The organism is Mycolicibacterium palauense (genome assembly GCF_002592005.1).
Taxonomy (GTDB): Bacteria; Actinomycetota; Actinomycetes; order Mycobacteriales; family Mycobacteriaceae; genus Mycobacterium; species Mycobacterium palauense.
Genome location: NZ_NVQF01000055.1, coordinates 19,483 through 41,720 on the forward strand (window position 1 = coordinate 19,483; position 22,238 = coordinate 41,720).

General features: G+C 70.8%; 18 protein-coding genes, 1 tRNA gene and 1 pseudogene. 7 read left to right on the forward strand and 13 right to left on the reverse strand.

Features of this window, described 5'->3' with window-relative positions; all coding sequences use genetic code 11:
* Nucleotides 1-8: 8 nt before the first annotated feature.
* From CSR00_RS19690 to CSR00_RS19715, 6 genes are all read right to left on the reverse strand, one after another.
* Nucleotides 9-3,263, reverse strand: a complete 3,255-nt coding sequence (locus CSR00_RS19690; protein ID WP_099024114.1) for an arabinosyltransferase domain-containing protein — start codon at nt 3,261-3,263, stop codon at nt 9-11.
* A 125-nt stretch (nt 3,264-3,388) separates the two neighbouring features.
* A complete protein-coding gene (locus tag CSR00_RS19695; RefSeq protein ID WP_099024115.1) occupies nt 3,389-6,619 on the reverse strand; it encodes an arabinosyltransferase domain-containing protein in 3,231 nt (1,076 codons plus the stop codon).
* Nucleotides 6,620-6,654: 35 nt separating this feature from the next.
* Nucleotides 6,655-8,613 carry a galactan 5-O-arabinofuranosyltransferase gene (locus tag CSR00_RS19700; protein WP_245906275.1) on the reverse strand — a complete coding sequence of 653 codons (1,959 nt, stop codon included), beginning with the start codon at nt 8,611-8,613 and terminating at the stop codon, nt 6,655-6,657.
* 3 nt (nt 8,614-8,616) lie between these two features.
* Nucleotides 8,617-9,390: a decaprenylphospho-beta-D-erythro-pentofuranosid-2-ulose 2-reductase gene (locus tag CSR00_RS19705; protein WP_099024116.1), complete on the reverse strand. Its 774-nt coding sequence runs from the start codon at nt 9,388-9,390 to the stop codon at nt 8,617-8,619.
* A 2-nt stretch (nt 9,391-9,392) separates the two neighbouring features.
* Nucleotides 9,393-10,772: a decaprenylphosphoryl-beta-D-ribose oxidase gene (locus CSR00_RS19710; protein WP_099024117.1), complete on the reverse strand. Its 1,380-nt coding sequence runs from the start codon at nt 10,770-10,772 to the stop codon at nt 9,393-9,395.
* 32 nt (nt 10,773-10,804) lie between these two features.
* A complete protein-coding gene (locus CSR00_RS19715; protein WP_099024118.1) occupies nt 10,805-11,218 on the reverse strand; it encodes a GtrA family protein in 414 nt (137 codons plus the stop codon).
* Between the two features lie 34 nt (nt 11,219-11,252).
* Here CSR00_RS19715 and CSR00_RS19720 point away from each other — a divergent pair, with 34 nt between their 5' ends.
* Nucleotides 11,253-11,915, forward strand: a complete 663-nt coding sequence (locus CSR00_RS19720; RefSeq protein WP_245906277.1) for an HD domain-containing protein — start codon at nt 11,253-11,255, stop codon at nt 11,913-11,915.
* A gap of 92 nt (nt 11,916-12,007) precedes the next feature.
* Nucleotides 12,008-12,442 (forward strand): pyridoxamine 5'-phosphate oxidase family protein, encoded by a 435-nt coding sequence (locus CSR00_RS19725; RefSeq protein ID WP_099024119.1) that lies wholly within the window; start codon nt 12,008-12,010, stop codon nt 12,440-12,442.
* A gap of 44 nt (nt 12,443-12,486) precedes the next feature.
* Here CSR00_RS19725 and CSR00_RS19730 read toward each other — a convergent pair whose 3' ends face one another.
* The 5 genes from CSR00_RS19730 to CSR00_RS19750 form a co-directional block, all read right to left on the reverse strand.
* On the reverse strand, nt 12,487-13,221 hold the full coding sequence (locus CSR00_RS19730) for a hypothetical protein (protein ID WP_099024120.1): 735 nt from the start codon (nt 13,219-13,221) through the stop codon (nt 12,487-12,489).
* A gap of 122 nt (nt 13,222-13,343) precedes the next feature.
* Nucleotides 13,344-14,174, reverse strand: coding sequence for a galactan export ABC transporter permease subunit Wzm/RfbD (gene wzm / locus CSR00_RS19735; protein WP_099024121.1), 831 nt, complete (start codon nt 14,172-14,174; stop codon nt 13,344-13,346).
* On the reverse strand, nt 14,171-15,076 hold the full coding sequence (gene glfT1, locus CSR00_RS19740) for a galactofuranosyltransferase GlfT1 (RefSeq protein ID WP_099024122.1): 906 nt from the start codon (nt 15,074-15,076) through the stop codon (nt 14,171-14,173). Before glfT1 ends, wzm begins: the two co-directional genes overlap by 4 nt.
* Complete coding sequence (wzt, locus tag CSR00_RS19745; RefSeq protein ID WP_099024123.1) at nt 15,073-15,891, reverse strand: galactan export ABC transporter ATP-binding subunit Wzt/RfbE; 819 nt, start codon at nt 15,889-15,891, stop codon at nt 15,073-15,075. Before wzt ends, glfT1 begins: the two co-directional genes overlap by 4 nt.
* 9 nt (nt 15,892-15,900) lie before the next feature.
* A complete protein-coding gene (locus tag CSR00_RS19750) occupies nt 15,901-16,428 on the reverse strand; it encodes a bacterial proteasome activator family protein (protein ID WP_099024124.1) in 528 nt (175 codons plus the stop codon).
* A 676-nt stretch (nt 16,429-17,104) separates the two neighbouring features.
* Here CSR00_RS19750 and CSR00_RS19755 point away from each other — a divergent pair.
* The gene (locus tag CSR00_RS19755) at nt 17,105-18,301 is read left to right on the forward strand and encodes a cysteine desulfurase-like protein (protein ID WP_099024125.1); all 1,197 of its coding nucleotides are present in this window, start codon (nt 17,105-17,107) and stop codon (nt 18,299-18,301) included.
* Between the two features lie 108 nt (nt 18,302-18,409).
* Here CSR00_RS19755 and CSR00_RS19760 read toward each other — a convergent pair whose 3' ends face one another.
* Entirely contained in the window at nt 18,410-19,390 is a 981-nt protein-coding gene (locus CSR00_RS19760) for an NAD(P)H-quinone oxidoreductase (RefSeq protein WP_099024126.1), read from the reverse strand.
* Between the two features lie 65 nt (nt 19,391-19,455).
* Here CSR00_RS19760 and CSR00_RS19765 point away from each other — a divergent pair, with 65 nt between their 5' ends.
* The 4 genes from CSR00_RS19765 to CSR00_RS19780 all read left to right on the forward strand — a co-directional run bounded on the left by CSR00_RS19765 (nt 19,456) and on the right by CSR00_RS19780 (nt 21,941).
* Nucleotides 19,456-19,965, forward strand: coding sequence for a MarR family winged helix-turn-helix transcriptional regulator (locus CSR00_RS19765; RefSeq protein WP_099024127.1), 510 nt, complete (start codon nt 19,456-19,458; stop codon nt 19,963-19,965).
* A 31-nt stretch (nt 19,966-19,996) separates the two neighbouring features.
* Nucleotides 19,997-20,083: transfer RNA gene (locus CSR00_RS19770), tRNA-Ser, on the forward strand.
* Nucleotides 20,084-20,234: 151 nt separating this feature from the next.
* Nucleotides 20,235-20,918, forward strand: a complete 684-nt coding sequence (locus CSR00_RS19775) for a hypothetical protein (protein ID WP_099024128.1) — start codon at nt 20,235-20,237, stop codon at nt 20,916-20,918.
* 129 nt (nt 20,919-21,047) lie between these two features.
* A complete protein-coding gene (locus CSR00_RS19780; RefSeq protein WP_099024129.1) occupies nt 21,048-21,941 on the forward strand; it encodes a hypothetical protein in 894 nt (297 codons plus the stop codon).
* A gap of 106 nt (nt 21,942-22,047) precedes the next feature.
* Here CSR00_RS19780 and CSR00_RS19785 read toward each other — a convergent pair.
* Nucleotides 22,048-22,238, reverse strand: a pseudogene (locus tag CSR00_RS19785) (LysR family transcriptional regulator); the annotation flags it as partial.

Consider the following 22,238-nt stretch of genomic DNA (forward strand, 5'->3'; position numbering starts at 1 on the left):
GGCCCCGGTCACGGCAGGGCCCGGATCGGTCCGGCGCGGTGCCAGCCGGACACCTGCTGGGCCCCCTGGTCGATGACGGCGTCGGGGGCGCGGTCCTGCGGGACCAGCCGGATGTAGCGCTCGATCGATCCCCAGTCGCGGTACCAGTCGTCACGCAGGTAGGTCGGCACCGACGAGGTCGTCAGCAGGGCCTGGATGAACAGGAAGGGCCCGCCCTTCTGCGCCGACTGCCACTGGTTGGAGGACACCACGATCTGCTTGAAGTTCGGCAGGATCCGGTATTCGGGCAGTTCGGCGACGCCCAGGTGCTCGGAGAAGGGCCGTTGGCAGGGGAAGTTGGCCGCCGTGGCGATGTCCATCAGCACCGGCGTCTGCGAGCCCAGGAACTGCTGGGCGGTCTCCAGCGTGGGCACCCGCGGCGGGGTGAATCCGAACCACTGGTCGGTGGACAGGTTGGGATCGTCGGCGACGATGCGTGCCACGTTGGCCTCCGGTGGCGCCCATGCCAGCGGGAAGCGCAGGTTGCGCCAGGCGTACTGGGCGAACACGTCGATGGGCTGGACCTCGTCGAGCGCCTCGTAGGTGCCGTCGGGGCGGTGCACACCCCACTGCAGTTTCAGCGACTGGCCGTAGTGGAACTCGTGCTCCTCGTCGTAGTACCAGATGGCCCCGACGGCGGCGACGGTGACCAGCGGGCGGTCCGGGCTGCGTGGCGGCAGCTGGTACCAGGCCGAGGTGGCCTTGGCGGCCACGGTGTTCTCGTCGTAGCTGCCCATCACCGGGGTGCGGGCGGGGTCCAGGCCGAACGGCAGGAACACCCGCGAGCCGTTGACACCCTCCGGGCCGTACCCGCCGCCGGTGCCGGCGGCGAAGGCCACGCCGGTGTTGGGTTTGTCCGGGTCGCCGTCGGAGTTCACGGTGCCGGGGTTGGCGACGACCGGGTGCGGCGGGGTCAGGGTGTCGCTGACGCCGTTGGGGGTGAAACCGACCGGGTTCTCCCCGCCGAGCGGGCCGTACTCGCCCCACTTCTGGCCCGGGACCGGCCGCAGCATCCCGGCGTTGGTGTCGGCCTCGACCAGGACGTCGTCGGCCATCGCGCAACTGTCCGCGGACAGCCCCGAGGCCAGGGCCTCGACGTTGGCCTTGGCGGTGGTGTAGACGGGGTAGCGCTGCGCGGCGCCCTTGAGCATCGAGCCGACCTCGAGCAACACCATGATCAGGGCGACGACCAGCAGCGGTGTCGACGCCAGCACACGGTTGCGGCGGGTGTTGGCCACCTCGACGTGCCCGGTGTAGTCGATCCGGAAGTGCAGCCACGCCGTCAGCAGCCCACCGACGATCGCGAGCACCAGCAGCATCGTCGTCACCGGGTATCCGGCCAGCACCGGCTGGCGGTCGAACCACGGAACCCCGTAGTTGCCGACGTAGAACCAGCCGTTGATCCCCGAGGTCGCCCAGGCCAGCACGAACAGCAGGGCGGTGACGTACAGCGCGAGGTTGCGGCGGCTGTGCAACCCGACCCGGGAGAACGCGAACGCCGTCACGGCCCCCAGCGCGCCGGCCAGGCCCGCGAAGGCGCCGAACTGCACGGCCCACTTCGTCGGGGTGAACGTCAGCAGCAGCAGGCCGACGGCGGTGGTGCCCAGCAGGCGCCACAGCGGGCCCGACGCCGCGCCGGGCACATTGCCGCGGCGCAGCATGACCGCGATCAGACCGAACAGGCACAGCAGCATCACCAGGACGGCGAAGCGGCGCGTCATCGAGCCGTCGGCGCTGTCCTCCACGGTCAGGAAGTAGTACCGCAGGAAGTCCTGGTACCAGGGGATGGTCGGGCCGACCTTGTACTTGATGCGGGCGGACTCGGCGACGGTGGCCAGCGTCTGGTCCCGGAAGACGATGACGAAGATCAGCGACAGCGCCGCGGCCAGGGGTGCGATCAGGGCCAGCACCCCGTCGGTGCCGCGGCGGGCGCGGATCTGCCGTGCCAGCGCGCGGGCGCCCACCAGCAGCGGGGCCACCGCGATGAGTCCCTGCGGGGCGAGGGTGGCGCTGAAGACCGCGACCACCACCGCGACGGCGGCCGGCCACAGCCGGCGCGAGCCGATCGCGTACTCGACGAGCGCCCACGTCGCCAGGACACCGAAGGCGATCAGCGGTTCGGGACGCAGCCCGTTGTTGAACGGCAGCCAGGCGGCCAGGAACACCGCGCCCGCGGTCCACACCGTGACCCGGTTGAGCGCCAGCCGCCGGCCCAGCCGGGGGATCGCCCAGCGGCTCAGGATGAGCCAGGTGGCGATGCCGGCCAGGGTGGCGGGCACCCGCATCCAGACACCGGCGGTGCTGATGGCCGCGAAGTGCGCCAGCACCGACTGGTACCAGTCGAAGGGGGCCTCGGTGGTGCCGAAGTAGCGGAAGTAGTTGGCGCTGTAGCCGGCCTCGCCGGAGACCCGGGCGATGGTGAGGTTGTAGCCGTCGTCCGAGGACAGCGCGCCGATCACATGCCAGACCAGCAGTGTGCCGATCACCCCGGCGTCGGCCAGCCAGGTCGACACGCTCACCCGCCACAGCCGCCGCCACGGGTGCCCGACCCGGTGGCCGCCGCGACGGTCCAGCACCGCCAGCGCCGCGATGGAGGCGAGCACGCACACCACCCCCAGCACCATGGCGGCCAGCTTCAGCGGGGTCGGTGTGGTGATGAAGCGGGTATCGATGTCCACCCGCGCGCCCAGACCGGGCTGCGCCGGCACCTTCAGCGCGGTGAACAGGCCGGCGACCTGAGGTTTCTTCTCGACCGGCTGCGTTCCGGCGGCACCCGGGATGCCGATGAAGTCGGCGCCGACGCCGCCGTCGTCGGCCCAGATGTGCAGCGTGCTGCAGGCGCCGGAGTCGACGGCCTCCCGGGGCGCCGACGCGGCGACGGTGTCGCGGAAGGCGACGAACACGACGTCGGAGGTGGCGCGGACGAACAGACCGTTGCGGCTGGCGTCGATCCCGTCCGGCGGGATCGTCGAGAACACCAGGCCGCCGTCGGCGGGCAGGGTGGCGACCGCCGGGCACGGGATGGACACGTCCAGCGACTGCGGGGCGCCGGACACCAGCGGCGCGGTGACGTCGGTGACGAAGCCGTCCGGGCCGGGAGCCTGCGGCCAGGTGATGGTGGCCGTGGTCTGGGTGACCGGCAGCAGCGGCACCACCGCGCACAGCAACACACCGGCGATGCCCGCGATGACGGCGACCAGACGGGCGAGGCGGTGGGCAGGCACGAGGCTCGATGGTATGCGACGCGGCTAAGCGGCCGTCGGAGCCAGGCCGTGTGCACCGCGCCGCTCCCGGATCGGGCCAGCACACCGGCGCGGGCGCGCCCCGGTCGCGGGCCGGGGATGGGGGGTCAGGACGGCCGCAGCGGCGCGGGACTCCACCACCCGCTGCGGGTGGTGGTGCCCAGATCCAGCCGCGCCGGCCTTGCCTGCGGATAGAACTGGGACAGGCGTTGCAGCGAGCCCCAGTCGCGGAACCAGTCGTCCCTGAGATACGTCGGCACCGTCGTCGCGCGGAACAGCAGCTCGCTGATGCCCAGCGGGCCTCCGCCGAGGTAGTCCATCACCGGCGAGTTGGCCTCGGCGCCGAAGCGGTCGGGCAGGATCCGCCACTTGGGCACCTCGATCACCCCGTTCCGGTGGTCGAACGGGCGCTGGCACGGGAACGCCAGGCCCACCAGCCAGTCCAGCAGCACCGGGTCCTGCGAGCCGACGACCTCCTGCAGGGTCCGCAGCTGCGGGATGCGCGGCGGGGTCAATGCGATCCAGTGCTGCGGGGCCAGGTCGTCGTCGGAGGCGACCAGCCGGATGCGGGTGGCCTCGGCCGGGATGGAGTCCAGCGGCGCCCGCAGATTGCGCCAGGCCGGCGCGGCGCCGATGTCGCCGAAGGTGAGCGATCCGCCCGGGCGCGGGTCGTCCCCGCCGGCGTCGGTGGCCCACTGCACCTGGACCTCGTCGGGGTCGAACCGGCCGGCCGCGGAGACCACCAGCAGCGGGGTGCCGTCGCGCGGCGGCAGCCGGTACCACGCCGAGCGCAGCGCCGCGGGCTGCTGCACCCCGGAACTCCAGCTGCCCAGCACGGGGGTGGTCCTGGGGTCCAACCCGAACGGCAGCCGGGCCCGCGAACCGTTGATACCGGTGGTGGCGGTGGTGCCGCCCTCGGTGCCGGCCTCGGCGTCGGCGTCCGTGCCGCCGTCGGTGTCGGCGAAGTTGTCGGCCACGGAGTCCTCGGTCACCGGGTCGGCCGAGACGTCCGACGGGATCCCGTCGGGGGAGAAGCCCCGGGAGGCCTCCGCACCCAGCGCGTCGCCCGCCGGCACCCCGATCGGCTGCAGCATCCCCTCGTTGGGGTTCTGCTCGACGAGCACGTCGGTGGCCAGTCCGCAGGTCTTCCCGGTCAGCGCCTGAAGATTGGACCGGCCCACCGACCACGCCGGGTACTGGGCGGTCATGCCCAGCGTCAGCGACAACACCTCGAAGAAGACCAGCAGCCAGGCGGCGATGGCCAGCGGGGAGTGCAGCAGCCGGCCCATCCGGGTGGGTCGCCACGGGCGTTCACCACGGGAGGAGAAGTGGAACACCGCCGCCAGGATCAGCGTCAGGACCGACAGGCCGATCAGGACGGTGGCGAAGGCGAAGTGCCACTCGGGGAACTGGTTCGACCACGGCACACCGAAGTTGGACACGTACCACCAGCCGTTGACGCTGGCGAACGCCAGCGCCAACGCGAACAGCACCACCGCCGCGAACACGGTGCGGTTGCGCCGCGATTTCATCGCGTGCGCGGTGACCGCGACGGCGGCCAGCGCCCCCAGCGATCCGGCCAGGCCGGCGAACACCCCGAAGTGGTGGGTCCACTTGGTGGGGGTGAACATCATCGCCAGGAACGAGATGATCGTGATGCCGATGATGCGGCGGCTGGGCCCGGTCGCGGTCCCGGGGATGTGGTTCTTGCGCAGCGACATCGCCACCGACACCGCCAGCGCCACCAGCAGTGCCAGCACCGCGAACCGGCGCGCCACCGAGCCGTCGGGGGTGGCCAGGAACAGTCGCTCGTAGCGGGTGTGTTCGTCGAACCAGCTCAGGCTGGGGCCGACCAGCGACTTGAAGGAGCTGGCCTGGATCTCCCCGACGAAGGTCTGGTCCCGGAAGATCAGGATCGAGGTGACGGTGATGGCGGCCAGGATCGGCGCCAGCAGCGGCCACAGACCGAACTGGCCGGAGCGCCGGTGCAGGATGGTGCGCAGCGGGCCGATGGCCACCAGCAGCGCGCCGATCGAGGCGATGCCCGTGGGGCCGGAGAACAACGTCAGCGCGCCGATGATGCAGGCCACCGCGACCGGCAGCAGCCGGCTGGTCGCCACCGCGCGCTCCACCGAGCACCAGGTCAACAGGATGCCCAGGGCGATGATCGGTTCGGGGCGCAGGCCGTTGTTCAACGGCAGCCAGAAGGCCAGGAACATGCCCGCGGCGGTCCAGCGCGCCGCGGTGGACAGCTTGACGGCGTGTCCCAGCCGCGGGATGACCTCGCGGCTGATCACCCACCAGCACGCCAGCGCCATCACCAGGGTGGGCAGCCGCATCCAGACGCTGGCCGTGCTCACGTGCGCCCACAGCGCCAGCAGGTCGTAGTACCAGCCGAACGGCGACTCCGGGGTACCGAACCAGCGGTAGTAGTTGGCCATGTAGCCGGCGTGCTCGGAGACCCGGGCCATGGTCAGGATGTAGCCGTCGTCGGAGGTGTTGGCGCCGACGAAGTGCCACCAGACCAGCACCGCGGTCACCAGCCCGTCCAGCGGCGTCATCGACCACCAGCGCGGCGGCAGGAATCGTCGGTGGCGCATCCCGTCGGCGGTGTCGAGCACGTGCAGCGCCACCAGCGCGGCGGCCGTCATGACGAGCCCGACGATCATGGCGACGAGCTTCAGCAGGGTCGGGGAGCTGCTGTAGCGGGTGTCGATGGTGGCCGAGAACGTCAGGCCCGGCGGGGCGGGCCCGGACAGGTCGGTGAAGACACCGACGATCTGCGGCCGGAAGTCGTAGCCGCCGCGTTCGCCGCGCAGCGGCGCGCTCGGATCGTCGGGGTCGGACTCGGTGGAGTCGGCCATGGTCAGGCCGACGAACTCGGCGGTGACCTTGTCGGCGTGGGCGCTGAACACCAGCCGCTGGCACTGCGGGCTGAGCACCGCGCTCATCGGCGCCACCACCACCGGGGTGTTGCGCACCACGACCACGAGGTTGTTGTTGGCGCGCTCGATGAGCAGGCCGCGATCGACGGCCTTGGGCGCCTGCTTGGGCACGGTGGACAGCAGCACGGTCCGCGAGGCGCTGCCGGGACCGGTCAGGCCGGCCGCCACCTGGCAGGGCACCGTGATCTCCAGATCGGTGGGGACATAGGAGATCAGCGGTGCGGTGACGCTGTCGAGCACGCCGTTCTGCGGCCAGTTCAACTGGGCGGTGGTCTGTTTGACCGGCAGGAACGGGGTGGCCAGTGCGAGCAGCACGCCGAGCAGGCCGGCGACGACCGCGACGATGCGCGCGGTCGCATACGGTGCCTCCACCGTGGAGGACGGGCTCGCCACGGAGGTAGATGGTATCGGTCCGGAGCCGGGGCCCGTCAGGCTCGGGTCCTTACGGCCAGCACGAACGGGCCGATCTCGGTGACCGTGAACTGCGGGCCGTCGAACAGGGCCGCGTCGAGATCGACGGTGTAGCGCCGCACGTTGGGCTGGTTGGGGTAGACGTCCTCGGCCAGCCGCAGGGTGTAGGTGTCGTTCGCGCCGCGGCGCATCAGGAACACCTGCGGCGGGCGCCACGGCAGCGCGTCGAGCTCATCGATGAACTGCCGGTAGGTGTCCAGGTCGGCCCAGCTCTCGATCGCCGCGGCCCGGGCGTCGAACTGTGCCAGCGGGTTGGCGTAATGCGAGGTCAGCCCCTGGAAGCCCAGGTAGGGGTACAACGCCAGGAAGCCGTAGTCGGCGGTCAGGACCACCGTCTGGTCGCGCGGCCGGTCGCCGGTGGCGGCCATGATGGCGGCGTCGATCTCGGGATAGAACTTCTCCGATCCCGGGGGGCGCCGGTCGCCGCGCTGGCCGTACCCGTCGGTGTCGGTGTAGGCGACGGCCAGGTCCGGGCGCAGCACGTCGGGAATGTCCTGGCTGAACGCCATGCCGCCGGCCAGCCCGATCACCGCGGCGATGGGGATCATCGTGCGGCCCCAGCGGCGCGCCGCCGCCAGGGTCACCTCGATGAACCCGAAGGCGCCCGCCGCGGCCAGCAGCGTGGTCAGGGTCGGCTGCAGCCGGAAGGACAGCAGGGTGGTGCCCACCAGCGTCGTGATCATCGACAACAGCGACCACAGGTAGACGGTGAGCACCGCGATCGCCAGCGCCCCCGCCCGCACCGAGGAGCGTGCCCGCACCACCAGCCAGATGGTGCCCAGCATGCACAGGGCGCCCAGCAGCGAGAACTGCAGCATCGGGAAGGTCAGCACGGCCCCGTCGGCGGGCAGGTAGTGCTGGGCGCTGCCGGTGTCCGACAGCGGTTCGCCGGCCGCCCGCACCAGGAACGGCAGCCAGGTGGTCAGGGCGATCGCGACCGCGAGCACCCCCATCACCGCCAGCCGCAGAATCGGATCCCAGGACCGCCGGGCCAGCGCCGCCACCACCGCCATCACCGCGACGGTCAGGGCCGACAACCCCAGCAGCAGCGTGTAGAACGTCGCCGTGACACCGAGGAAGACGCCGACACCCACCACCGCCGCCCACCCCGCGGAGCGGCCCGCCCCGGCGGCTCGGCCGTGGGCCGACAGGCCCGACCATGCCAGCACGAAGACCGGCGGCAGCAGCACCGTGATCATCGCGGCGTAGGGCTCCGGGGAGGCGTAGGCCATGGTCACCGCGGCGGTCGCGGCGGTGACCACCAGTGCGTATTCGAAGCGCACCAGCCTGGTCCACAGCACGAAGGCCAGGACCACCGCCACCGCGATCGAGGTGATCGCGTACGGCTTGAACATCTCCCAGGCCGGTGTGCCCGTCAGCGCCGCGGCGCGCCCGCCGAGCCAGAACCAGCCCGGGGGATAGAACGGGGGCAGGCCGGCATAGGTCATGTCCCGAAGCGCGGCGCTGTCGGCCAGGCGGGTCAGGTACTCGGTGCGGAACTGCTGATCCACCGAGATGCCGAACAGATACAGCTTGGTGGCACCCAACGGCATCCCGAGGGTGGCGATCACGAAGGCGGACAGGAACAGCACCGCCCCCAGGCGGGCCGGCAGGTGCCGGCCCCGTCGCCACAGCCAGCCCGCGCCGAGCAGGCCGGCCAGCGACACGAACTGCCCGACGGTGGTCAGCGCGTGCAGCTGGTTGCTCGACGGGAACGCCGGCCATTCGACCCGGCCGATCGCGGCCAGCGCCACCACCGAGACCAGCACGGCCAGCAGCGCGGCGACCACCAGGTGGCCGACGGTGATCGCGGCGTTGCGCCAGGGCCGGGTACCGGTGGGGGCTTCAGTCCCGTCCCCGGTCCCGCCCCCGGTCCCGTCGCCGGCGGGAGCCGCCATCGTGTCGGTGGTCTGCATGCCCTAGATCGGCAGCCGGCGGAACAGGGGCCGCGGGACGTGGCGCAGCACCATCATCACGTAGCGGAACGCACCGGGGGCCCAGACCAGCTCCTTGCCCTTGGCCGCCGAGGTGACCGCCAGGTTGGCGACGTACTCCTTGTCGACGGTGAGCGGGGCCTCCTTGACGTGGGCGCTCATCCGGGTACGGACCTGCCCGGGTCGGATCACCAGAACCCGAACGTTGAACGGGCGCAGGGCTTCCCCGAGGCCGAGGTAGAAGCCGTCGAGGCCCGCCTTGGTGGAGCCGTAGACGAAGTTGGAGCGGCGCACCCGTTCGCCGGCGGCCGAGCTCATCGCGATGATCTGCCCGTGGCCCTGCCCGCGCATCTTCTCACCGATCAGTACGCCGACGGAAACGGCTGCGGTGTAGTTGATCTCGGCGATCTGGACGGCCTTGCGCTGGTTCTGCCACAGTTCCTCGGCGTCGCCGAGCAGGCCGAATGCGACGATCGCGACGTCGATGTCGCCGGCGTCCGCGGCGCTCCAGCACTGCTCGATCACCGCGGGGTGGGTGTCGGGCTTGGTGGCGTCGAAGTCGATGACCTGTACCGATTTCGCCCCGGCGGCCCGCATCTGGGCGACGGCGTCGTCGCGCAGCGGATCCCCGGGCAGGGCGGCCAGGATGATCTGCGCCGGCGCGTCGCGCAGGTAGCGCTCGCAGATGGCCAGTCCGATTTCGGAGGTGCCGCCGAGCACCAGGATCGTCTGCGGGTTGCCTACCGCGTCGAACACCATATCTAGGACAGCTCCAAGCGTCGGGCCATGTCGGACATGAAGACACCGTCGGGATCGACCTTGCGGCGCACGGCGATCCACTCCTCGATGCGGGGATACATGGCGTGGAAGGTCTCGGCGGTGGTGCGCGAGTCCTTGGCGGTGTAGAGCCGGCCGCCGAACTCCAGGACGCGGCGGTCCAGGCCGGCGAGGAACTCGCCGACCCCGGCCTTGATCGGGAAGTCCAGTGCGACGTTCCAGCCCCGCATCGGGAAGCTCAGCGGCGCCTGACTTCCCGGGCCGAACAGCTTGAACACGTTGAGGAACGAGTAGTGCCCGGAGGCCTGGATGTCGACGATGATCCGCTTGAACTCGTCGACCGCTTCGGTGGGCACCACGAACTGGTACTGGGCGAAACCGGCCGGCCCGTAGGCCCGGTTCCACTCCCCGAACATGTCCAGCGGGTGGTAGAACTGCGTCAGGTTCTGCACCTTGTTGCGGTAGGTGCCCGACTTGCGGTACCAGAGCTCGCCGATCGGGGTGAAGGTGAACCTGTTGGCCAGCCCGTTCGGGAACACGTCGGGGAAGGTCAGCAGCTGGGGGGCATCGAACTTCAGCGGGTTCTTCTGCAGTTTCGGCGGCAGCTGGTCCAGCCGGGCCAGCGAGCCCCGCGAGATCGCGGCCCGGCCCAGTTTGGGGGGCGCGCTGATGGCGTCGAACCACGCCGAGGAGTAGGTGTAGTCGGCCTCGCTGCCGTCGCTGTGGAAGGCGATGGTCTCGTCGAGGGTCGCGGTGACGTCGCCGTCGGCGATGAAATAGGCCGTCTCCGTGGGGGTCATCGCCAGGGTGACCCGCATGATGATCCCGGTCAGGCCGTTGCCGCCGACCGTCGCCCAGAACAGCGCGGTGTCCTCGTCGGAGCCTCCCGAGGGCGTCAATCGGCGGATCCGGCCGTCGGCGGTGAGCAGATCCATCGAGCGGACGTGATTGCCGAAACTGCCTGCGCTGTGATGGTTCTTGCCGTGGATGTCACAGGCGATGGCCCCGCCGACGGTCACCTGGCGGGTGCCCGGCAGCACCGGCACCCACAGCCCGAACGGCAGCGCCGCGCGCATCAGCTGGTCGAGGTTCACCCCGGCGTCGACGTCGACGAGGGCGGTGTCGGCGTCGATCGAGTGGATTCGGTTCAGCGCGGGCATGTCGACGACCAGGCCGCCGCCGTTCTGGGCGTTGTCGCCGTAGGAGCGGCCCAGGCCGCGGGCCAGGACGCCGCGGCCCGGATCGTCGGCGGCGCGGACGACGGCCTTGACGATCTGTTCGGGATCCGAGGTGGTGAGCACGTCGGCCATCGAGGGTGCGGTACGTCCCCAGCCGGTCAGCCGCCGTGTCGTGGTCGTGGACATCGCCTCGTAGGGTACCGCGCGGTCCCGGCGGGTCAGTGCGCGCGGAAGATGACGGCCCGCTGGACCACGAAGTTGATCACGGTGGCGGTGCCCTGCGCGATGACGAACGCGACGGGCACCGCCCAGTTGCGGTAGTCGGCCAGGTGGAGGACCAGATGGTTGAGTCCGACCTGCACGGAGAAGGTCAGCGCGTAGAGCACCATGACGGCCGCGAAGCGTCCGCGGTGCGGGGCGGCCTGAAACGTCCAGCGGCGGTTGATCAGGTAGGCGGTGATGGTGCCCACGACGAAGCTGGTCGCCTTGGCCAGATCCACCTGCACGCCGGCGCCCATGTAGAGCAGCACGTACAGACCGAAGTCGACGACGGCCGCGAGCCCCCCGGTGACCAGAAATCGCAGCACCTGAACCTTCAGGCTCACGCGGGGGGTGGGGACGATTCCGGCCATCGCCGGAATGGTACGTGGGCCGATGTGTAGCAGGATGGATGGCGTGCAGGATCTGGTGCAGGCGTGGCGGGCGCTGCTGCAGCGCCACTGTGACTCCCCGCGTGCCGAGGCGGTCGGACGCGCCATGCTGGCGCGCTGGAGCGAGCCGCACCGCCGCTACCACGACGTCGCGCACCTGCGTGATGTCCTCGGCCGCATCGACGAATTGGCCGACCACGCCGACGACGCCGACGCGGTGCGGTTGGCGGCCTGGTATCACGACGTGATCTACGACGCGCGTCCCGACGACGAGGAACGCAGCGCCCGGCAGGCCGAGGCCGAACTGGGCGGGCTGGGCCTGCCGGCGAGCCTCGTCGCCGAGGTGGCCCGGTTGATCCGGATGACCGTCGAGCACGATCCCGCGCCGGGCGACCGGGACGCCGAGGTGCTCTCGGATGCCGACCTGGCCGCGCTGGCGGTCCCGCCCGAGGAATACCGCCGCAACTCCGCGGCCATTCGCGCCGAGTACTCGCACGTGCCCGAGGAGAAGTTCCGCGCCGGGCGGGCGCGGGTCATCCGGGCGCTGTTGGGCGGGCCGGGTCTGTTCCGCACGCCCGCGGCGCGGCGGCGGTGGGAGGCCGCCGCGCGCGCCAACATGACCGCCGAGCTGAAGACGTTGACCGGCGACGTCGACACCGGGTCGCACGGGAGCGGTTAGGGCCGACGGGGTGTACCGGCGCGTTCTTTGGTCCCCGCCCCGATGCCCGCCGTCACTACCCGCAAACCGCGAAAATCGGGGAGGATTAGGTCATGGCGACTGACAGAGATCCGGTAACCGTCCTCAACGACGACCAGAGCTGGGACCTGCTCTCCAGCGTGTCTCTGGGCCGTCTGGTCACCACGTTCGAGGGCCGGTCCGAGATCTTCCCGGTGAACTTCGTCGTACAGAAGCACACCCTGCTTTTCCGCACCGCCGAGGGCACCAAGCTGTTCGGCACCGTGATGAACGACAACGTGTTGTTCGAGGCCGACGACCACGGCATCACCGAGGGGTGGAGCGTGGTGGTCCGCGGCACCGCGCAGGTGCTCTTCGGCGCCGAGGAGATCCAGGAGGCCGAGCAGGCGGGTCTCTACCCGTGGATCGCCACCGTGAAGCTGCGCTACGTGCGGATCACCCCGAAGGAGATCAGCGGTCGCCGGTTCGTCTTCGGCCCCGAGCCCGACGGCGGGCACGTCCCGGGCTGACGGGCGCCGGATCTGATACGGATCAGATACGGATCTGATCCGGATCAGATACTGACGGCCTCGCGCACCCCGAGGCGCGCGGTGGTCACGGTCTCGGTGACCGTGGCCCGCGCCCGCTCGAAGGCTGACATCACCTCGCGCCACTCCTGGTCGGCGGCGCCGCGCACATCCTCGCCGCGAACCGCGACGACCCCCAGGCTCAGCGCCCCGTCGACAGCGGTGGCGGTCACCCGCCCGTTGGCCCGCACCAGCGCACCGGCGACGTCGGACGTGCCGGCGAGCACCGCGGCGGGCAGGGTGGCCTGTGCGCCGACGTAGTCGCCGACCACCGAGCGCAGGTGGTCGCCGGTCCCGGTGACGATCTCGCGCAGGTCGGTCCCGGTGTGCTGCAGCGCGGCCGGCAGCGTGGCACCGCCGCGGACGGCCGCGACCACCCTGGCGGGGGCCTCGAGCAGGGCGGCGCTCACGTCGGTGGTGGCGTCGACCAGTTCGCGGGTCAACCCCTGCCCGGCGACGAGCTGGCGCTCCAGGCGATCCCGCAGCACGACGGCGTGGGCCTCGCCGTTCGACGGCTCCTGCGCCGGGTCGTCGAGCACCGCCAGCGCGTCTTCCGCGCCCGGCTCCGTATCGGACTCGGTCTCCGGCTGGGCCCCGGTGTGCTCCTCGACGATGTGCTCTTCGGCATCGGCCGGGGCGGCGGTGGCATTGGCCGGGGCGGCGGTGGCATCGGCCGGGGCGGCGGTGATATCGGCCGGTGCGGCGGTATCGCGTTCGTCCATGGTGGGTCTCCTTGCGGCGTGGCGGCGGTGGCGGACATCGGTGTTCCGCCTCTGCCCGGCCATTGAACGCGCCGCGACCGAATCGGTGATGGCCCCGAGGTGACCACGAAGGCGCCTGCCGGTTACACCCAGTAGGGCACCCGGGCGCGGTACTGCCGCATGGCCAGCAGCGCGGTGAGCCAGCCGACCGCCGTGAGCACCAGCACCACCACCCAGTGGTGCAGCTGCTGTTGGGCACCCAGCAGCGGGGCCCGCACGATGTCCAGGTAGTGCAGCAGCGGGTTGAGCTCGACGATCGTGCGCCACCGGCCGGCGCCCTGGCGTTCCAGGGTGGCGTCGTTCCAGATGATCGGCGTCATGAAGAACAGCAGCTGGACCAGCGAGAAGAGCAGGGGACTGATGTCGCGGTAGCGGGTGGACAGAATGCCGAAACACAGCGACACCCAGACACAGTTGAGCACGATCAGCGCCAGCGCCGGCACCACCGACAGGTCGGCCCACGACCACGGTTTGGGGAAGATGATCGCGATCACCACGAAGATCACGATGTTGTGCCCGAACAGGATCAGCTGTCGCCACACCAACCGGTAGACGTGCACCGACAGCGGGGTCGGCAGCTGTTTGATCAGTCCCTCGTTGGCGACGAACACGTCGGCGCCCTCCAGGATGGAGGCGTTGATGAGGTTCCAGATGATCAGGCCCAGCGTCACGTAGGGCAGGTGCTCGGAGAGCTCGAGGTGGAACAACTTGGAGTACAGCCCGCCCATGGCCACCGCCGTGGTCCCGGTGGCGATGGTGATCCAGAACGGCCCCAGCACGCTGCGCCGGTAACGCTGCTTGATGTCCTGCCAGCCCAGGTGCAGCCACAGCTCGCGCCGGCCGAACCCCTCGACCAGATCGCGCCGGGCCCGGTAGAGGGTCTTCGACTGTGCCGCGGCGTCGGTGAACGTCATCGGTGGAACCTTTCCCGCCGGCCCAGCCGGCGCAGCCGGAACCACTCGATCAGGCCGGCCGGGTCGCGCCGGGTGATCAGGAAGTACCAGCCGAACCGGACCCATTCCTGGGGGACCAGCTTGCGCAGCCCCGGCTGGGACAGCAGGTAGCCGCGGTTGCGGTAGGTGAAGAAACGCTTGGCGGCGTCCTCGGGGTACTGGGTGTGCATCCGCCCACCCAGGATCGGCTTGAACTCGTCGCCGCCCTGCGGGTGCAGGTACACCGCGTCCAGGCAGGTGCCGAACGGCAGCCCGGAACGCACCAGCCGCCGATGCATCTCGACCTCGTCGCCCCGGACGAACAGCCGCAGATCGGGCACCCCGACCGCCTCCAGGGTGGTGGCGCGGAACAGCGCACCGTTGAACAGTGACGCGATGCCGGGCAGCAGGTCCTGGGCGGAGCCCTCCGTGCGCAGCTCGGAGACCCGGCGGCGCCACACCAGGCCGCGGCGCAGCGGGAACGCCAGCCGCTGCGGGTCGTCGAAGTCGCACACCATCGGCGACACCTCGGCCAGCCCATGTCGCTCGGCGCAGGCCAACAGGTTGGCCAGGACCGCCGAGTCGGCCGGCCGGCCGTCGTCGTCGGCCAGCCAGATCCACTCGGCACCCAGCGCCAGCGCGTGCAGCATGCCGAGTGCGAACCCGCCCGCGCCGCCGAGATTGCGGCGCGACCCCAGGTAGGTCGTCGGCAGCGGCTGGCCGGCCACCAGGTCGCGCACCCGGTCGTCGCAGTCGTTGTCCACCACGATCAGGTGATCGGGACGGCGGCTCTGAGCGGCCACCGCGTCCAGCGACTTGGTCAGCTCGTCGGGACGACGGTGGGTGACGATCACCGCGCAGATGGTGGGGTTCGGCTCGGTCATGCGGGCCGGGTCGGCTTCCGGGCTGCCTGCTCGTTCTCCTCCAGCACCTCGCGGACGTGGCGGGCGGCGTCCTCGCCCTCATAGGCGCGCACGACCTCCTCGATGCCGCCCCGCATCCGCACGGTGCCGTGATCGATCCACATCGCGGTCTTGCACAACCGCGCCAGGAACTCGTTGGAGTGGCTGGCGAAGACCAGGATCCCCGACCGTTCCACCAGCGCGGCCAGGCGGGACTGGGCCTTCTTGAGGAAGTCGGCGTCGACCGCGCCGATCCCCTCGTCGAGCAGCAGGATCTCCGGGTCGATGCTGGTGACCACGCCCATCGCCAGCCGCACGCGCATGCCGGTGGAGTAGGTGCGCAGCGGCATCGACAGATACTCGCCGAGCTCGGTGAACTCCGCGATCTCGTCGACCTTGGCCAGCATCTGCTTGCGGGTCTGCCCCAGGAACAGCCCCCGGATGATGATGTTCTCGAAACCGGAGATCTCCGGGTCCATGCCGACACCGAGATCGAACACCGGCGCGACCCGGCCGGTCACCGTCGCCACGCCGCGGGTCGGCTCGTAGATGCCCGACAGCAACCGCAGCAGCGTCGACTTGCCCGCGCCGTTGTGCCCGACCAGCCCGACCCGGTCGCCCATCTCCAGCGACATCGTGATGTCGCGCAGCGCCTCCACCACCACCACGTTGGAGCTGTTGCGCCCGATCGACCCGCCGGCCTTCCCCAGGAACGCCTTCTTCAACGAGCGCGTCTTGGCGTCGAAGATCGGGAACTCGACCCACGCCTCGCGGGCCTCGATGTGGGGAGCGGCCACCGACTGACCTCAGATGTACTGGCCGGTGCCGGGGTGGTGCCCGCGCTGCCCCGGCTGCGCGGCCACGCCCGGGGGCAGCGCACCGCGCATCTGCTCCAGTTGCTGGCGGGCGGCCATCTGCTGGGCGAACAGCGCGGTCTGGATGCCGTGGAACAGCCCCTCCAGCCAGCCGACCAGCTGGGCCTGGGCGATGCGCAGTTCGGCGTCGGAGGGCACCCCCTCCTCGCTGAAGGGCAGGGCCAGCCGCTCGAGTTCGTCGCGCAGCTCGGGGGCCAGGCCTTCCTCGAGTTCCTGCACCGACGTCTTGTGGATCTCCCGCAGCCGGGTGCGGCTGGCGTCGTCCAGCGGAGCCGCCTTCACCTCTTCGAGCAGCTGCTTGATCATCGTGCCGATCCGCATCACCTTGGCCGGCTGCTGAACCAGGTCGGTCACCGACTGGTCGTCGTCGCCCGCCCCACCGCCGACCTCGCCGTCGGCCACCCGCGGGGCGGGGCCGCCGATGATCTCGATGTTGTCGTCATCGGAGTTGTCGTTCATGCTCACGTCCGTGTCTGCTCCTTCCCGCCACCGGGATGTGCGGGCCTTGCCGTTGCGCGCCGTTCGGTCGCCGCGATGGGAACTCTTCCCACGACCCTAAACCGTCGGGTACCGCGCGCCCGCGCACGACCGGCACACCGATGCGGCCGGCGCGACGCGCGGGCGCTCTCCGGGGTGCGTGGCGGGCCGCGACGACGCGCTGCGGCGTCCGCAGCGGGGGTTCCTGGCAACAGCGGGCGCGGTGGGGGCGACGATCCGGATTTCTTCGCCGTCGCGGGTGGTAGCGGAGCGGCGGAGCCGGCAAACATCGTCGCCCCGCCGCCCGGCGCGCCGGCGCCGCACCCGCGCGCGTCGGCGTACTCGCCCCATGCCCTGGCCTTACCGGGGAATCCCGGGACCCGGATCCCTGCCCGCCTCGGCTCGCCGGCCCGGTGCGCGGGCCCCCGGCCAACTGCGCCACACCGGTCGGTGGTTAGCCGGCGAGTGCCCCGCGTGACACGGCCCTGCACAACCAGCAACAGAGCGCCGGTTAGCACTCCGAACGCGCGCCGGGCTGCACTAGGATGGCGTTTCAGGTGGCCGGGTTCGGCAGCGCCCGGGCGCGAATGTGCTGGGCGCAGAGCCTCGCCGGTTCTCCGACATCTCGAGCGTTGACAAACCTGGTAAGGACGGGCACATGGCATTCGACGTCGCCCGGGTGCGTGGTCTGCACCCCACGTTGGGCGACGGCTGGGTGCATTTCGACGCGCCCTACGGCATGTTGGTGCCCGACGCGGTGGCCACCACGGTCTCCACGGCGTTTCGCACCTCGATGCCCACCTCGGTGGGACCCCACCCGGCGGCGCGGCGAAGCGCGGCCCTGCTGGAGGCCGCCCGCGAGGCGGTGGCCGACCTCGTCAACGGCGACCCGCGCGGAGTCGTGCTCGGCCCGGACCGGGCGGTGCTGCTGACCTCACTGGCCGACGCGTCGTCGTCGCGGGCCGGGCTGGGATACGAGGTGGTGGTGACGCGCCTGGACGACGAGGCCAACATCTCGCCGTGGCTGCGGGCGGCCAACCGCTACGGGGCCAAGGTCAAGTGGGCCGAGGTCGACATCGAGAACGGGGAGCTGCCGCCCTGGCAGTGGGAGAGCCTGATCACCCCGCCGACCCGGCTGGTGGCGATGACCACGGCGTCCTCGACGCTGGGCACGATGGTCGACCTGCGGCCCGTCACCAAGCTGACGAGGGAGGTCGGCGGCCTGGTGGTGGTGGACCACAGCGCCGCCGCCCCGTACCACCTGATCGACATCGAGGAGTCCGGCGCCGACGTGGTGGCGCTCAACGCCTCGTCGTGGGGTGGCCCCCCGGTCGGTGCGCTGGTGTTCCGGGAGCCCTCGCTGATCGACAGCTTCAGTTCGGTGTCGATGAATCCCTATGCCGTGGGTGCGGCCCGCCTGGAGATGGGTGCCCACCAGTTCGGGTTGCTCGGCGGGTTGGTGGCCAGCGTGGAGTACCTGGCTTCCCTCGACGAGTCGGCGGCCGGCAGCCGTCGCGAAAGGCTCGCGTTCTCGACACAATCCGCGGTCGTCTACCTGGACCGGCTGTTCGAGTACCTGATGACCTCACTGCGCTCGCTGCCGTTGGTGATGGTGCTCGGCGCGCCCGAGGTGCGCCTGCCGGTGGTCAGTTTCGCGGTGCAGAGCGTGCCCGCCGAGCGGGTGGTGCAGCGCCTGGCCGACAACGGCATCCTGGCGATCCCCAACGCCAGCTCGCGGGTGCTCGACGTGATCGGCGTCAACGACGTGGGGGGTGCGGTCACCGTCGGGTTGGCGCACTACTCGACGATGGCCGAGGTCGACCAGCTGATCCGCGCGTTGGCCTCGCTGGGCTGACGGCGGTCCCGGTACCCGCCGGCCTCGAGCCTGTAGGTACCGAGATGCCCACTCGCACAACGTCGCGGCAACTCCAGGCTCGGCGCGACGGGCACGGGTCAGTCGGGGTCACTCGGTGGTCAGCAGCACCTTGCCGGTCACCTCGCCGGCGGCCAGCATCCGGTGGGCCCGGGCCGCCTCGCCGATCGGCAGGATCGCCCCGATGACGGGGCGCACCCGCTTCTCGGCGATCATCGGCCACACCGACTCCACGACCGCCTCGACGATGGCGCTCTTGCCGGCCGCGCCGCCCACGTGGCGGCCGCGCAGCGCGGTGCCGATCACCCGGGTCCGCTTGGCGATCAGCTTGCCGAGGTTGATCTCGGCCTTGACCCCGCCCTGCATGCCGATCACCACCAGCCGGCCGTCGGGTGCCAGCGCGTCGAGATTGCGGTCCAGATAGGCCGCCCCCATGATGTCGAGGATCACGTCGGCCCCGGCGCCGCCGGTCTCCTCCCTGATCCGGGCGACGAAGTCCTCGTCGCGGTAGTTGATGGCGATGTGCGCCCCCAACTCGCGGCAGAGCTCGAGCTTGGCCGCCGACCCGGCGGTCACGGCGACGGTGGCGCCGAGCTCGCGGGCGACCTGGATGCCGTGGGTGCCGATGCCGCTGGCGCCGCCGTGGAAGAGCATCACCTCGCCGGGCCCCAGGTGTGCGGTCATCACCAGGTTCGACCACACCGTGCAGGCGACCTCCGGTAGGCCGGCGGCGTCGACGAGGTCGCATCCGGTGGGTACCGGCATCACCTGGCCGGCGGGCACGGCGACGTATTCGGCGTAGCCTCCGCCGGCGAGCAGGGCACAGACCTGCTGACCTTCCTGCCACTCGGCGACCCCGCCGCCGACGGCGGCCACGGTGCCCGACACCTCCAGGCCGAGGATGTCGCTGGCACCCTTGGGTGGGGGATAGTTACCGGCGGCCTGCAGCAGATCGGCGCGGTTCACACCGGCCGCGGTTACCTTGATCAGCACCTCACCCTCATCGGGGGAGATGTCTTCGACGTGCTGCCAGCGCAGCCGGTCCGGGGCCTCGACGACGATCGCGTACATGGTCTTGACGCTACTACCTGCGCGTTTCGGTCTCGCGGCGCCGTCGGTTCACCTAACATGACGCCATGGCGGGGATGATCGCGGGCCGGACCGCAAGCGAGATGCCCGGTTTGGACATCGCCGAGCAGCGGTCCTGGCGAAACTTCCTGGATTCCTCACTGGCGGTGTATGCGCGGCTCAACAAGGTGCTCAGCGAAGAGCACCGACTCTCCCTGGCCGACGTCCGCCTGTTGGAGGCGCTGGAGACGTCGCCGACCGGATCCGCCCGGATGGGCGATCTGGCCGAACTGTTGATATCACTGCCCAGCCGGGTGACCCGCCAGATCCGCCGGCTGGAGTCGCAGGGGCTGGTGCAGCGGGCCGCCAGCCCCGAGGACGGCCGCGCGGTGTTGGCGACCATCACCGACGCCGGCCGCGAGCTGATCGCCAAGGCGATGGTCACCTACGCGCAGGGGGTGCGCGCCTACTTCCTGGCGCAGCTGTCGCGGCCGCAGATGGTGGCGCTCGGCGAGAACTGCCGCCGCGTCACCCTCGCCCTGCCCGCGGCCACCGACGCCGCCAAACCCGGGCCCTGAGCACCGCCTGCCCACCGTTAGGCTTATCGGCGGTGGCGTGGCAGAGCGGCCTAATGCACTCGCCTTGAAAGCGAGAGACGGCTAACACCGTCCGGGGGTTCAAATCCCTCCGCCACCGCTCTTGACCAGCGATTATGCGGAATCGGTCGCCTCGCCGACGCTGCGGGTGGTGGGAAACCTGCCACATGTTGCCACATGGGTCGGCGGAATTTCCGGCGTGTCGAGCATCGCGGACAGGTGGAACTGCTCACCTGCGATGGGATCGACACATGGCGAGACTGCCCAGCTTCATCACGCGCATCGAGGGGAAACGCGGACCGGTCTACGAGGCCCGGATCAACCACGGGCCCGTGGGTGAGCGGGTCCAGCTGCGGAAGCGGTGCCGCACCGTCGCGGAAGCCAAGGCCTGGCACGCCGAGACGATGGGCGACCTCGCCGCCGGCACACACGTCGTAGCCAGCGACCTGTCAGTTGAGCAGGCGTGCACCGCCTGGCTGGAAGCCAAGTGCAGCCGCGTGAAGCCCACAACCGCGGCGGCCTACCACGCCGCGCTCGCGCCGGTGATCGACCGGTATGGGCCGGTGCCGGTGCAGAAGCTCACCAAGGCGGACGTCGAGCGGCTGCTCACCGAGCTGCGCACCGGAGCCGGCGACCGCAGGGTGTGGAAGCACACGAGCATCAACCCCATGCTGGCGCGCTGGAAGAGCGTCTGGGCTGATCTACACGCGCAGGGCATCCTGCGCCGTGATGTGGTGGCCTTGGTGGAACCGCTGCGCAAATCGGCAGGGGCGTGCGGACGCTCCCGCTGCCGACGCACCTGGTGCCGATCCTGCTCCGAGCAAAAGCCGAGCAGCGGCAGCTGCGGGACCGGTTGGGCTCGAAGTGGCGGGGGGATAACAGCGGGTACGTTTTCACCGGCGAGATCGGGAAACCGCTGTCGCCGCGCACGCTGAACGCCTGGTGGACGATGTCGCTGGAGCACGCGCAACTGCCGCACCGTCGGCTGCATGCATCCCGTCACACCGCCGCGTCACTCAGGGGATGGTCGGCTGTGGCTGCCCGGCAACGCCGCTCTGCCGAGGATGTCCGACGACGACAACGAGGCGCTCAACGCCCTCGACGCCGGCTTGGAAACCTTGAACCAGAACTATTTTCACGTCGATTCGGCGCTGGGGTGGCACCCCGACGGCGCCCGGCTTCCGACCGGCACCAACATCTCGACCCTGGGCCAGACCTACGACCGGCTCAACGAGTTCATCCCGCAGTGGCGGGCCAAGATCGAGGCGCTCAGCCAGACGTTCGAGGGCACCGGGGAGTATCTGATCAACGAACAGCTGGAGCGAATCCGCGGCACGCTCAAGGCGCTGAGCGACGCGGGTGCTGCGTCGGCGCCGTTGCCGGGTATGGTCGCTCAGCTCGGTACCGCCGCCAACGACGCCTTTCATGAGATGCGTGGTGAGGCGCTGGACGCGCGCACCAGCATCGCCACCCGGGTGCAGTGGCTGGAAAACGCGCACGAGGGCGGCCAGCAGCGTCGCGACGGCCGCGACCGCGGCGAGATCGTCTCGAACGGCTCGTTCACCCAGATCCCGCCGGTGGCAACCGAACTCGACAAGGTCGCCGTCGCCCAACAGCGGGGACGTGACATCGCAGCCCTGGCCGCCGCGATGCCGACGGTGAACCGGATCGACGCAGAGACGGTCGGAGGTGACGGCCGCGGACCGGGCAGTGTCGCGCCGGAGCGAGCGGTGAAGATGCCAGCACCCGCCGGTCCGGTGCCGCCGAGTCCCGGCAGTACCGGACCGTTGGCGCCCGACCGGGGCGCCTGGTCACCCCGGAGCACCCGGCAACACGATCGACATCGCCGACCGGGACGGCTTCGGCGCGAAGGTCATGGCCATCACCGAGGCCGCGGCTGGTCTGCGCGGCGAGCGGCAGACTCCTCGGACGCGGTGAGGTCCACCGCTGGATCGTAGAAGATCTTGCGACGCAGCATGTCTCACTCCTCGTCGGAGGCAGCGGCGCGCACGAGGACCTCTGGGTCGATGCCATCCGCCGTCGGCGAGGCCCGCAGGGGCGCTTTCAGGCCGCAGGCGATCCCATGATGGCGGCACGGACTTCGGACACGGTGTGGCGCTGCCAGATCGCCTGCACCGGCACGAGCAGGGTCGGGGTCAGGTCGATGACGTTGACCCGGCCGGCCATCACCGGCCCGGCCTCTGCGGTGACCAGTGCGATGGCCCCGGTGGTCAGGGGTGCGGCGACGGTGGCCG